At 34.9% G+C, this 14,483-nt stretch carries 8 protein-coding genes; 5 read left to right on the top strand and 3 right to left on the bottom strand.

Annotated elements, in window-relative coordinates; genetic code table 11:
* Positions 1-69 precede the first annotated feature (69 nt).
* From ACSVH9_RS06120 to ACSVH9_RS06110, 3 genes are read right to left on the bottom strand one after another with little or no spacing between them, the layout of a single operon-like run.
* Positions 70-1,212 (bottom strand): SusE domain-containing protein, encoded by a 1,143-nt coding sequence (locus ACSVH9_RS06120; RefSeq protein WP_438062934.1) that lies wholly within the window; start codon positions 1,210-1,212, stop codon positions 70-72.
* 17 nt (positions 1,213-1,229) lie between these two features.
* A complete protein-coding gene (locus ACSVH9_RS06115; RefSeq protein WP_438062933.1) occupies positions 1,230-2,801 on the bottom strand; it encodes a RagB/SusD family nutrient uptake outer membrane protein in 1,572 nt (523 codons plus the stop codon).
* Between the two features lie 15 nt (positions 2,802-2,816).
* Complete coding sequence (locus ACSVH9_RS06110) at positions 2,817-5,897, bottom strand: SusC/RagA family TonB-linked outer membrane protein (protein WP_438062932.1); 3,081 nt, start codon at positions 5,895-5,897, stop codon at positions 2,817-2,819.
* Positions 5,898-6,132: 235 nt separating this feature from the next.
* Here ACSVH9_RS06110 and ACSVH9_RS06105 point away from each other — a divergent pair, with 235 nt between their 5' ends.
* The 5 genes from ACSVH9_RS06105 to ACSVH9_RS06085 all read left to right on the top strand — a co-directional run bounded on the left by ACSVH9_RS06105 (position 6,133) and on the right by ACSVH9_RS06085 (position 14,480).
* On the top strand, positions 6,133-7,158 hold the full coding sequence (locus tag ACSVH9_RS06105) for a LacI family DNA-binding transcriptional regulator (protein ID WP_438062931.1): 1,026 nt from the start codon (positions 6,133-6,135) through the stop codon (positions 7,156-7,158).
* Between the two features lie 531 nt (positions 7,159-7,689).
* Positions 7,690-9,027 carry an MFS transporter gene (locus tag ACSVH9_RS06100; protein ID WP_438062930.1) on the top strand — a complete coding sequence of 446 codons (1,338 nt, stop codon included), beginning with the start codon at positions 7,690-7,692 and terminating at the stop codon, positions 9,025-9,027.
* Positions 9,028-9,039: 12 nt separating this feature from the next.
* The gene (pgmB, locus tag ACSVH9_RS06095; RefSeq protein WP_438062929.1) at positions 9,040-9,699 is read left to right on the top strand and encodes a beta-phosphoglucomutase; all 660 of its coding nucleotides are present in this window, start codon (positions 9,040-9,042) and stop codon (positions 9,697-9,699) included.
* Between the two features lie 60 nt (positions 9,700-9,759).
* Positions 9,760-12,051, top strand: coding sequence for a glycoside hydrolase family 65 protein (locus ACSVH9_RS06090; protein WP_438062928.1), 2,292 nt, complete (start codon positions 9,760-9,762; stop codon positions 12,049-12,051).
* A gap of 65 nt (positions 12,052-12,116) precedes the next feature.
* Positions 12,117-14,480 carry a TIM-barrel domain-containing protein gene (locus ACSVH9_RS06085; protein ID WP_438062927.1) on the top strand — a complete coding sequence of 788 codons (2,364 nt, stop codon included), beginning with the start codon at positions 12,117-12,119 and terminating at the stop codon, positions 14,478-14,480.
* Positions 14,481-14,483: the final 3 nt, after the last annotated feature.

Genomic DNA, 14,483 nt, shown 5'->3' with positions numbered 1-14,483 from the left:
AAATTTATAAAAAATTAATGAAAAAAAGGGTTGCCATAGAGACAACCCTTTTATGAATGATATGATAAATTAATCTAATGTTATGGTTTTTGCAATAGTATTAATTTTTAAAAGTCTCAATCCTGTTTCTCCAGTGTATTTGAAATTTTTATCGCCATCTTCAGCATTTACAAGCTCAGGTGTAATAGTATAACCGTCATTTGCAAAAGCAGGATAGTTTTTACTTGCATCCCAATTACCATCATTGGTTCCATTGTTCCCTAGGAATACTCTAAAAGCCTTGTCTTTATTCAAAACAACAGGTATTTCATATATTCCATCAGAAATCAAAGGTAATTCAGTTTCACTATTGTTTTCCCAAGTCCATCCACCTGGAGTAGCTTCACCAACTAACCAATATGAACTAGCAGATGTTTCACCTTGTGCCACAGTAATCGTTTTATTAACACCGTCAACTTTAATTCTATAAACACCAGGAGTCCCAGTAAATCTAAAATTACTATCACCATCCAATGCATTTGTTAATGATGAACTAATTTTATAACCTTCACTTACGTACCAAGGATAGTTTCTTCCAGATCCCCAATCGGCATTAACCGTAAAGAATCTAAAAGTGTCATTGATTAAACTAGTTGTTGCCACAAGAACATTATCATTACAAAGCATTGTCAAAGGAGAACTCCATCCCCAACCTGCTGAAGGAATACCTGCACCAACAGCAAACTGATTTGGACAGTTATTAGCAACCGCTGGCGAATAAGGAGTTACTTTTAAAGTAACAATATTAGAATATTGTATCAAAGCATTTGTGGAGGTACCCAACTTCGCTACTACTCTAACATCAATTGAAGACTGAACATCTGGGGCAAAACCATTATCAACCAACAATTCACTCAAGGCTTTTACTGTCCAAGATATATATCGTTCAGTAGTGGTGCCTGCTGGGATTGGTGTTTGAAAATTAGTACCAGCTTGTGCAATTTCTACAGTATATGTAGCAGCAGCATCAACTCCAAAGTCAGTATAATCCCACACTAAAGTAGTAGCTACATTATCTTGGTTGACCTCTAGAAGTTCAAGCTCTACTCCAGAAACAGGAGTTAAAAGCTGTGGCCCTGCTTGGTTGGTCGCTACCGCTTCAATATCATTTTCACAAGAGCCTAATACAACAAGCATTAAGGCAAATATTGCAGATTTTAAGATATTTTTCATGTCGTTTAGATTAAAAATTAATACCCTGGATTTTGGGTCAAGTTAGGGTTAGATTGTAAAGCGCTCAAAGGAATTGGGAACAATTTATAAGTGTCAGGAATGGCATTACCATCTACTGAACCACCTTTCCATGGCCACAAATAACTTCCACCTGTAAAACGTCCAAAACGAATCAAATCTGATCTTCTATGACCTTCAAGATTAAGCTCTCTTGCTCTTTCATCAATGATAAAATTCAAAGTTAAACCAGAGGCAGTTATTGGAGTTGCATTTGCACGAGTTCTAACTTTATTAACATACTCTAAAGCTTGTGCAGCTGTACCACCTGTAGCACCTCGTAACACGCACTCCGCATACATTAAATATACATCAGCCAATCTAAATAAAGGGAAATCAACATTTGAAAAACTAGTTGGTGTAGTTGACCCTTGGAAATTTGAATTTCTAAATTTCACACTTGGATACCCATCCACCCATTTTTTGTAATCATCCATTTCAAAATTATGCCCTGAAGTCCAGAACAATTTTGCTCTATCATCTTGAGATGAAGCTATAGCTGAGGCAGAATTACCAAACAAACCATACCAAGCTTTTGTTGCTCTGTGCCCTTGCCATCCATCTCTTGCTCCAAAATCTGTAAGAGTCATCGTTTCATTACTTAAACTACCATTTACAATGTAAGTGGCGTTACCATAACTTTGGCTCACAATAGGGTCAGCAATTAATGCGTAAATAATCTCATTTTTAGCAGCTGTTTTGTCATTATCACCTGAAAACAAGCTAACGAAATTAGGAGCTAAAGTAAAACCTCCTTCAGTAATTATCTTATTTGTATAAGCCAATGCCTCATTATACTTTGGAGTACCTGTATATACTTCAGCATTCAAATACAATTTTGCTAAAAGCATTCTTACAGCCGACTTAGATGCTCTACCATAATCGTTTTGAAGCGGTATTTTTGATTCGATATCCAAAAGCTCCTTCTCAACGTACTCAAACATTTCTTTTCTAGTAGATTCCTTAATAGGAACCGCACTACCTAAATCTTTTTCTGTTGCAATAACTCCTTTACCAAAACAATCAATCATATAATAATAAGCCAAAGAACGTAAAAAACGTAGCTCACTAATATACTGCTCTTTATTAGGAACGTCTACAGAATTCATTACATTGATCAAATTGTTGGCCTGAGGAATCACGAAATAAACACGATTGTATAAGTATTTAAAAAACTTATTGTTCTCGTCCCAATTAGAAGTTGTAGTCAATTGATCCAAACCATTGTCTCCCCAACGGTTCTTCATACCATCGGCTGTAAACTCCTGTAAATTAATAATTCCTCTTAGGAAAGGTGATTCACCTGGGTCATCTCCCGCACCTAAATCAGTACTTCCAGGACCACTAGGGCCTGATAAAGCAAAAGCTCCATACATTTTTGACATTAACCCATTAATAGCGTTAGGATCTTTTTGTAACAATTGCTCAAGATCCAATTGTACTTTTGGCTTTGTATCAAGATCATCAGAACAGCTATTTAAGGATAGTAGCATTATACCTAATCCTACTAAACATAATTTTAAATTTTTCATATTTCTTAAAATGAATTAAAAATCAAGACTCAAACCAAACGTATACGTTCTTGGTCTTGGGTAAAAGTTATTATCAATTGCATTAAAATTCTCTGGATCTTGTCCAGAATATTTAGTCAATACAAACACGTTATTAACAGATCCATACACTCTTAATGATGAACTACGTACAAATTTATTGAACTTGTAACCTAAAGTTACGTTATCCAAACGCAAGAATGTTGCATCTTCTAATAAATGATCTGAGAACTCATCATTACCATTAAAGTTTTGGTATAAAGGATTAGCTGTTCCATCATAAAAATTAAGCACATTATTCAATCCACTAGTTGTTCCTTGTATAGCTCTATCTGTAAAACCAGTGGTGATTTGTCTAGAATTGTACACCTGACCTCCAAGTTGACCTCTAAAGTTAGCTACTAAATCCCAATTTTTGTAGTTGAAATTTGTAGTAAAACCATAAGTCCAATTTGGTCGTAATGCTTTAAAATATCTATCCTCATTACTAATTTTGTTATCACCATTCAAATCCACAAAAGCACCCGGAATTGGCTGCCCTTGAGCATCATAAATTTGTTTGAAAACCCAAGCAGAATAAGGTTGTTCTCCCACTTTGTGAAGGGCTAAAAACTTACCCGTTCCAGTAGGTAATCCACTCTCAGAAGCTTGAACTGAAGAAATTCCTTTTAAATCACTTACTTCAGAATAGTTATACGCAATATTAGCTCCTAGAGAGAATTTGAAATCTTCTGTTTGAACGGCTTTGATATCAACATTCGCTTCAAAACCTTTGCTTTCAATAGACCCTACGTTATCAATAAAAGTACTTGACAAACCTTGCCCAGAAGGAACAGGCACTACAGCTAATAAATCGTTTGTATTACGTTGGTAAACGTCAACTGCACCTGAAAGAATACCATCTTTGAACAATTCAAAATCCAAACCTATATTGTAATTATCTGTTTTTTCCCAAGTAATGTTAGGATTAAATGCTAAAGCTGCATAAGTGTTTAACCCAGGTAAATACTGGCTATTTGGATCACCAATTTGGAAAAACGGTCTTGATGGAAAATAGCCAACAGAACCAGTAATGTTTTGTTGTCCTGTTTTACCCCAACCTAAACGTAATTTAAGATTTTGAACAAAATTGGATTCTTTCAAGAAAGACTCTTCTTTCATTTTCCATGCCACACCCACAGCTGGGAAATACCCCCATCTTTGATCTTTTTGAAACAATGAAGAACCATCTGCTCTGAATGTCGCTGTCACTAAATACTTATCAAGAATATCAAAATTTGCTCTTCCAAAATAAGCTTGTAAATTAAGTGGGCTGTAATATCTATTGTTTGGATTATTAGGGTTAAAAAGAATTTCTCTTAATCCAGTATTAATATTATATTGGTATCTATCACTATTACCATCCACTTTAAAATTTTGATAAGTATATCCACCTTGAACGTCAACTCTTGTAATAAAACCAGTTAGTGCTTTGTTGTATACTAAATAAGCATCCATAGTTTGGTTAGTAGAGGTTTGATTCTCTAAATAGTTTTCACCTGGGTTAAAAACATAGTTAGTAGCTGGATCTGTTCCTTGGTTAAATTGATAAGTAGCAATAGCATTGTCAGTAAACACCTCTCTAATTCTTGCCTGAGAAGCATCTAAACCTAAGTTAACAATGGCTCTTAAATCCTTTAAAAAAGGCATTTTATAATCCAACTCAATGTTACCTAGAAAACGAATCGCTCTTTCTGGTCTTGTTCTTTGTTCCAATAATGCTAATGGATTTGTAGCACCTTCCAATAGATTTCTATTACCATTCAAATCTGTATTTTGATAAAACCCACCAAAAATACTATTGCTATCATATACTGGTTTTGTTGGATCCATTGCTACAGCTCCACCAATAGCTCCACCTTCATCAACAGAGTTTTTAGTTGTAATTGTTCCTTTAGCATTGAAGTCAATTTTTAAATCATCGTTTAAAAATTTTGGAGTCATTTTTAGAGAATAACTGTATCTTTCAAAATCATTGTTTTTAACAAGACCTTGAGTATTGTTGTATCCAACAGAGGCTCTGAAAGGAATTTTGTTGTACAAATTAGCTCTTGCGCTAAAGTTATGATCAGTTGAAATTGCTGTTCTATATACTTGGTCTTGCCAATCTGTATTAGCCAAAATACGTCCTTCAACTTCTGGAGTAGCAGGATCATCAACCAAAGTATTTGATGGATCATCAATACCTAAATCTTTAGTTCTTGTAGGATGGTATTGTTGAATGAATCGAACGAAATCAGAAGAATTCATTACGTTGATTTTCTTTCCAACCTGACCAACAGATACGTTTGCAGAGTAGTTAAATTGAGGAGCTCCAGAAGTACCTTTTTTAGTAGTAATGATGATAACCCCATTAGAAGCACGTACCCCATAAATAGCAGTAGCCGATGCATCTTTCAAGATAGAGAAACTTTCCACATCATTTGGATTCACCAATGACAATGGGTTACTAACTCCTGCTGGGTTTTCGTTACTAATTGGCACACCATCAATAATGATTAATGGATCATTCGAAGCATTTAATGAAGCACCACCACGAATCCTGATGTTTGGTGCAGAATCAGGTTGCCCACCATTGTTAGTGATACGAACACCCGCTGCTTTACCAGATAATAATTGGTCAACGGAAACGATTGCGCCCTTGTTGAAATCTTTAGCTCCTAATATCGCTACAGATCCTGTCGCATCTTTCTTTTTAACAGAACCGTATCCTACTTGAACTACCACTTCTTTCAACTCATTTGAATCCTCGTCTAAGGAAGCATTTAATGTTGCTTGCCCATCATACGTTAAAGTAACCGTTCTTAATCCTATGAAAGAAAATACAATTTTATCCCCTTTTTTAACATTGGATAATTTATATTTACCATCAAAATCGGTAGATACACCATTTGCTGCTCCTTGTATATTTACATTGGCTCCTGGTATTGGTTGTCCTGTTGCTTTTTCAACAACAGACCCCGTAACAGTATTCTGAGCCAGAATGCTGAATGGTAGGAGTAGCAATAAAAATAACAACTTTTTATAAATTGTTTTCATACTTTTTGTTTAAATTAATGTTTAATTTTGGTTTTTAGTTAAGCTTTTGTTTTACTTCGAATTTCAAAATTAACATAATATTAATATCGCTGACATGACAAAAATCAGTTTGGTTTACGAAAACGTGATAGTGTTGAAAACTTTGAGGTTTATTTATTATTTTTAACTAAAAATTGCCAGAATCAAAAAAAAATATCGCAAGAAATACGATACTCTTTTTTTACAAAGAACTAAAATGAAGAAAAAAGTAACATTAAAGCAAATTGCCAAGGAACTAGATGTCTCCATTTCAACTGTTTCAAAATCACTACGTAACAGCTTAGAGATTGGCGAAGAAACACGCCTCAAAGTGCAAGCTTTTGCCAAGTTCTATAATTACAAACCCAACAACATAGCACTTAGCTTAAAAAACAGAAGAACCAAAACAATTGGCATCATTATTCCAGAAATTGTACATTATTTCTTTTCTACTGTTATTAATGGAATCGAACAAGTTGCCAACGAAAAAGGATATAGTGTAATTATTTGTTTATCGGATGACTCGTTTGATAAAGAAGTAATGAATATGGAACTTTTGGCACATGGAAGTACAGATGGCTTTATTATGTCTTTATCTAAAGAAACGCAATACAAAAAAGATTTCCACCACATTACCGAAGTAATCGACCAAGGAATGCCAGTTGTAATGTTTGACAGAATAACCGATGAAGTAAACTGCGACAAAGTAATTATTGACGATAAAAAAGCAGCCTACGAAGCAGTACAGTACCTAATTAATCAAGGAAGAAAAAAAATCGCATTAGTAACTACTGTAGATTATGTAAGTGTAGGCAAACTAAGAACCGACGGTTACATCAAAGCTTTACAAGACAACAACATTACTTTTGACGAAAACCTTATCATTAAAATCGAAGATGTAGACACTTGCGAAATTACTATTAGCAAATTATTAGCAGATAAAGTTATAGATGCGGTATTTGCGGTTAATGAACTTTTTGCCGTTACAATTCTAAAAACAGCTCACAAAATGAATTTGAATGTACCCAAAGATCTTGCAATAATTGCATTCACTGATGGTATCATATCAAAATATTCCACTCCAACCATTACTACTGTTAGTCAAAGTGGTATTAAAATGGGCAAAAAAGCAGCAGAAATTCTTATAGCAAGATTAGAATCTGAAGAAGATGATAACGATGAAGAAATCTACAAAACTGAAATCATTGAAACCCATTTAATCGAAAGAGAATCTACTGATTAATTTGATGATTTATCAACAAAAAACGTTGGAGTACTAATTATTTACTTGAGAAGTAAATCCTCAAGTAAATAATTCTCTATATTTACACAAGTCAAAACTTTTTTTTTACTTCGAAAATCAAGCAAAGTTTTGTTATTTTCTACTTACGCTAACTTTTTGTTTTTTTCATAACAAAATGTTCGCTGTACTTTCCATAATCAACCAAACCTTGCTTACACAAGCAAAACAAATTTATTTTTTTTGTAACTTTCACGATTCTAACGAATTAAGAAAGAACATCTATTTAAATGAGTTAGAGAATATTCATTTGATATGTGTATTAATTCTAATGGCAACTCTTAATTTTTAACAACGCTATAATCTGTAAAAAATAGATTTTTAGCTTTTATTGAAATTAAGCAATCCATTAAAAATGAAATGCAATAGCAAAAATTCTTTCTCTTAATCTAGATTTATAACTGGAATATTTTTGTACAACACAGCATTAGACATCAACAAACATAAGTGTTTGTAATATTTAAACTTTATAATATGGATCATATAGAAAAACCAAAATTAAGTTTTTGGCAAATTTGGAATCTAAGTTTTGGATTTTTAGGAGTACAAATTGGTTATTCACTACAAAACGGAAATACCAGCAGAATTCTAGAAGCTTTAGGAGCAGATGTCCACAGTATTGGATACTTTTGGTTAGCAGCACCTCTTGCGGGATTAATTGTACAACCTATTATTGGCCTTTCAAGTGATAAAACTTGGACAAGACTTGGACGAAGAATCCCATTTATATTTTTTGGAGCAATAGTATCGGCACTTGCTATGTTTTTTATGCCTAATGCTGAGTATTTTGCCTATTTATTACCACCGTTATTTTTTGGCGGATTAATGTTGTTGTTAATGGACACTTCCTTTAATGTGACCATGCAACCCTTTAGAGCTTTAGTTGGAGATATGGTCAATGACGACCAACGCAACTTAGGCTACTCACTACAAAGTGCTTTAATTAATTTTGGAGCCGTTTTTGGATCATTACTACCATGGATTTTGACTAAATCTGGTATTGCAAATGTTCCTGCACCTGGAGAAAAGGTAGCAGATTCAGTAATTTGGTCTTTTTATATTGGAGGCGGAATCTTATTATTAAGCGTACTATGGACCGTGTTCAAAACAAAGGAATACGCACCAAAAGAGCATGCACTTTATAACAAAATTGATTTAGACGCTGAAGTTAAAAAAGAAAAAACAAACATCATTACATTAATAACTACTGCTCCAAAAATCTTTTGGCAACTTGGATTCGTTCAATTCTTTTCATGGTTTGCCTTGTTCTTAATGTGGGTATATACCACAAGAGCCATTGCTAATCAAGTTTGGGGACCAGATGCACTCGATGCTAAATCGATAGGATTTAATGAAGCTGGAGATTGGACAGGAGTTTTATTTGCTTTTTACAGCGCAGTTGCCGCTATTTATTCGCTACTTATTCCATCTATTGCAAAATCTATTGGTCGTAAAAAAACCTACTCTTTCTCATTATTGATGGGAGGTTTAGGATTAATATCCATGTTTTTAATAGAAGATAAAAATCTCTTACTCTTATCTATGATTGGTGTAGGATTTGCTTGGGCAGCTATTTTAGCTATGCCTTATGCAATGTTGTCCGGTTCGTTACCTGCTGACAAAATGGGAGTTTACATGGGCTTATTCAATGCCACTATTACTTTGCCACAGATTGCTGCTGGATTATTAGGAAGTACTTTAATCGCTCTTTTTGGCGGTTTCCCAATGGCTATAATCGTTATTGCTGGTGCTTCAATGTTGATTGCTGGTTTGGGTGTTATTTTCATTAAAGAAAAAACAACCAACCAATAAAATTATTTTAAAATGAAAAAGAAAAAAGGATTTATTTTCGATTTAGATGGTGTTATAGTAGACACTGCAAAATACCATTATTTGGCTTGGAAGAAAATTGCAGACAGCCTAGATATCGAATTTACGCATGAACACAATGAACTATTAAAAGGAGTTAGCCGTGTACGTTCATTAGACATTATTCTAGAACTTGGAAGTGTTGAAGCTTCTCAAGAACAAAAAGACCAATGGTTAGTTCAAAAAAATGAGGAATACTTGTCCTATCTTGTAGATATGGATCAAAGTGAAATTCTTCCGGGAGTTTTACCTGTCTTAGACTATTTAAAAGCAAACGAACAACTTATCGCGCTAGGTTCTGCAAGTAAAAACGCTAGACCTATCTTAGAAAAAACAGGCATTCTATCTTATTTTGATGCCATAGTTGATGGCAATGATGTTTCGAACGCAAAACCAGATCCAGAAGTCTTTTTGATTGCAGCGCAACAATTAAATACTTCTCCAAATGACGCTATCGTTTTTGAAGATTCTGTAGCTGGAATTCAGGCTGCAAATATTGCAAATATGACTAGTATCGGAATCGGTGATGCTACTGTTCTTCATGAAGCACAACATAATTTCAAAGATTTCACCTTCATTGGTACTTCATTTTTGAATGAATTAATCGAAAAATAAAAAATCCTTTTGACTTTTGAAAAGTCTAGTAATTATAGAAATTAAAATAAATTAAAAAAAATGAACCAAGATTATATAAAACCAGACAATTGGTCCATCATTGAAGAAGAATTTGATGTAGAAAGAGTTAAGTCGTCGGAAAGTCTTTTCAGTATAGGAAATGGCGCAATGGGACAAAGAGCCAATTTTGAGGAAAGCTATTCTGGCCCAACTTTTCAAGGAAGCTACATAGCAGGTATATACTATCCAGACAAAACAAAAGTAGGATGGTGGAAAAATGGGTATCCAAAATATTTTGCAAAAGTATTGAATGCACCCAATTGGATTGGAATTGACATTGAAGTTAATGGTGAAAATTTTGATTTGTTTACTTGCACTCAAGTAAAAAATTTCAAAAGAGAATTGAATATGAAAGAAGGTTGGTACAACCGTTCTTTTGAAGCAACTTTAGCTAATGGTACTGAAATTGCAGTAAATGTTCGCCGCTTTTTGAGTATTACTCTAGACGAAGTTGGATTTATTAATTATGAAATTACACCGTTAAACAAAGACGCAAAAATTGTTTACAAACCCTACATAGACGCAGGAATTACCAACGAAGACACCAACTGGGAAGAAAAATTCTGGGAGCCTTTAGAAGTAAAAAAAGCAGCAAATGAAGCTTTTATTACTGCGCAAACCTTCAAGACACATTTTAAAGTAACGACTTTTATGCATAACACTGTTTTAATTAATGGTGTAGCATCTCACATATCTCCAACATCAATAGAATCTGGTACTGATAAAGTACAATATACTTATGAGACTATTGTAGCTAAAGGTACTGTATCATCTATTCAAAAAATTGGAGGATATGCTGTTTCCTTAAATCATAAAAACACACAATCTGCTGCTGAAAAAATCATTCACGAAGCATTAGCAAAAGGATATGAGACTTTATTAGAAGAACAAAAAGATGCTTGGGCAAAAATCTGGGAAATGTCAGATATTACCATTGCAGGAGATGTAAAAGCACAACAAGGGATTCGTTTCAATATTTTCCAACTGAATCAAACCTACTTAGGTAAAGATTCTCGACTAAATATTGGTCCAAAAGGATTTACCGGAGAAAAATATGGTGGATCAACGTATTGGGATACTGAAGCGTATTGTATTCCGTTTTACATGGCAACCAAAGACCAAGAAGTTGCGCGTAACTTATTAACGTATCGTTACAACCAATTGGACAAAGCCATTGAAAATGCTAAAGACAATTTAGGATTCAAAAACGGTGCTGCCTTGTATCCAATGGTTACTATGAATGGTGAAGAATGCCATAACGAATGGGAAATTACACACGAAGAAATTCACCGTAATGGAGCCATCGCTTTTGCTATATTTAACTATTACAGATATACTGGAGATTATTCTTATATCCCAGAAAAAGGATTAGAAGTATTAATTGGTATCGCACGTTTTTGGCACCAAAGAGCCTCGTTCTCTAAAGACAAAAACCAATTCGTTATTCTAGGAGTAACTGGACCTAACGAATACGAGAACAACATCAATAATAACTTCTACACCAATTATATTGCTAAATGGTGTATTGATTACACCTACGAACAAATTCAAAAAGTAGCCACTGAGTACCCATCAGACCACAAACGTGTGATTGAGAAGGTAGCCCTTTCAGATGCGGAATTGCAAGATTGGAAAAAAGTTGCTGGTAACATGTATTTCCCAAAATCAGAAGAATTGGGAATCTACTTGCAACAAGATGGCTTCTTAGACAAGGATTTGGTTCCTGTAAAAGACCTAGACAAATCGCAACGACCAATTAATCAAAAATGGTCTTGGGATAGAGTATTACGTTCGCCATACATCAAACAAGCGGACGTACTTCAAGGATTCTATTTCTTCGAAGATCATTTTACTACAGAAGAGTTAAGAAAGAATTTTGAATTCTACGAATCATTTACGGTTCACGAAAGTTCGCTTTCGCCATGCGTTCACTCTATCCAAGCGGCTAAATTAGACAAAATGGATATGGCTTATACTTTCTACCTAAGAACTTCTCGTCTTGATTTAGATGACTACAACAAAGAAGTAGAAGAAGGTTGTCACATTACCTCTATGGCAGGAACATGGATGAGTATTGTTGAAGGTTTTGGTGGAATGCGTGTAAAAGAAGACACTTTACACTTTGCTCCTAAGATTCCAAAAGAATGGGAAGGGTATTCGTTTAAAATCAACTTTAGACACCAAATACTTAAAATGGAAGTCACTCATAATGAAACCAAGTTTTCATTAGAAGGAGACAAAGCGTTGACCGTATTTGTCAACGGAAAAGAAGTAGTGGTTCAACCCAACTAATTCAATTCACCTAATAATAATAACCCTTTCAAAGTCCGCTTTGAAAGGGTTTAAAATTTAAAAAAATGAGAAAAATAATCATATTTCTGTTATTCAGCTCACTAGCATTGGCACAAAATGCTAATCGAAAGTTTGAAAGTTTCAAAAAAACCAATCAATCTCTTGAAGTTACTACCTCAGATGGTGTGTACACTTTTCAACCGTATTCAGACAAGATCATTTCCACTTCATTTGTTCCAAATGGAGAAAAAGCCAATTCCAAATCACACGCCGTAGTGGCATCGCCCCAAAAGGTCAACCTCAAAATTACCACAACTCCAACTTCCATTCAAATGGCAACTACTGGTATTGTGGTCGTTATTGAAAAAACGCCTTTTAAGATAAGCTACTTGTACAAAAACAAAGAACTGATTTCGGAAAAAACAGGCTATTTCAAAAAAGAAAACAATGAAATTCTAGATTTCAACTTAGACGCTACCGAAGTATTATACGGAGGTGGCGCAAGAGTTCTGGGAATGAACCGTCGTGGCAATCGCCTTCAGTTGTACAACAGAGCGCATTATGGATATGAAACGCGTTCTGAATTGATGAATTTCACTATGCCTTTAGTTCTATCATCCAAAATCTATGCGGTTCATTTTGACAATGCCCCAATCGGCTATTTGGATTTGGACAGCCAAAAAAACAACACTCTAGCTTACGAAACCATTTCTGGAAGAAAAACCTATCAAGTAATTGCAGGGGACAATTGGATAGATTTGATTGACAACTACACCAACTTGACAGGAAAACAACCATTACCTGCTCGTTGGACTTTGGGTAATTTTTCTAGCCGTTTTGGTTACCATACCGAAGCTGAAGTTAATAAAACCATCGACAAATACATCAAAGACGAAATTCCTGTAGACGCCATAATATTAGACTTATATTGGTTTGGAAAAACCGTGCAAGGAACGATGGGAAATTTAGATTGGGACAAAGACAATTTTCCTAATCCGGCTAAAATGATGGACGATTTAAATAAAAAAGGCGTTAAAACAGTAGTGATAACCGAACCATTTATTTTAACGACTTCGTCAAAGTGGAAAGAAGCAACAGACAAAAAAGTCTTAGCCGTTGACAAAGATGGAAAGCCGTTTACTTATGATTTCTATTTTGGCAATACCGGAATAGTCGATATTTTTAAAACAGATGGCAAACAATGGTTTTGGAATATATACAAAACGTTAATCAACCAAGGTGTTGGTGGTTTGTGGGGCGATTTGGGCGAACCCGAAGTTTTCCCTTCTGCCGCAATTACAAGTGGCGGAACTGCAGATGAAGTTCATAATATTTACGGACACAATTGGGCGCAACTCATTGCAGAAGGGTATCAAAAAGAGTTCTCTAACACTAGACCTTTTATCTTAATGCGTGCCGGATATTCAGGTTCACAACGTTTTGGTATGATGCCTTGGTCTGGCGATGTAAGCCGAACTTGGGGTGGATTAAAACCGCAAACCGAAATTTCTTTACAAATGGGAATGCAAGGAATGGGTTATATGCACTCGGATTTAGGCGGTTTTGCAGGCGATTATTTTGACAATGAATTGTATACTAGATGGCTACAGTACGGCGTTTTTCAACCTATTTTCAGACCTCACGCGCAAGAAGATGTGGCTTCTGAACCTGTTTTTAAAGATATTGTAACCAAAGCTAATGCCAAAAAACAAGTAGAATTGAGATACCAATTGCTACCTTACAATTACTCTTTGGCTTTCGAGAATAACCAAAAAGGTACCCCTTTGATGCGTCCTTTATTCTTTGAAGAACCCGAAAATCAACAATTACAAACTACAGCTAACACGTATTTGTGGGGGAATGATTTCTTAGTTCAACCCATAACGGATGCTGGAAAAACATCGGCTACGGTGTACTTTCCAAAAAACAACAATTGGTTCGATTTTTACAACGACAGCAAATACATAGGAGGTTCTTTTGCCGAAGTAGCTACTGCAACAGATCATATCCCTGTTTTTGTTCGTGGAGGCGCTTTTATTCCAAGGATTAAAACCATTCAAAATACCACAAAATATAGTTTAGACGCTTTTGACTTGCATTATTTTGTGGATGAGAAAACACCAAACAGCGAAGGCAAGCTCTACAACGACGACGGATTAACGGCGAATGCTTATGAAAAAGGGAATTATGAAATACTCCATTTCAAAGCCAATTCTAAAGACAAAGTGACTACCATTACAATTGCAACACAAGTTGGAAAAGCCTATAGTTCAAAAGACAAAAAAGCGAATCTGGTGTTGCACAACGCTACTACTACCACTCAAATAAAAGTAAACGGAGTCGTAACACCATTTACAAAAGAATCGAACACCATCACTGTTTCGATTCCTGTAACCAAAGACAAATCAACCATCATTCAAATTCAATAAAAA

Origin of the sequence: Flavobacterium sp. RSSB_23 (assembly GCF_051547145.1) — a bacterium.
Lineage (GTDB): Bacteria > Bacteroidota > Bacteroidia > Flavobacteriales > Flavobacteriaceae > Flavobacterium.
Note: the sequence above shows the minus strand (reverse complement) of the source record. Positions and strands in the feature narration are given on the sequence as shown.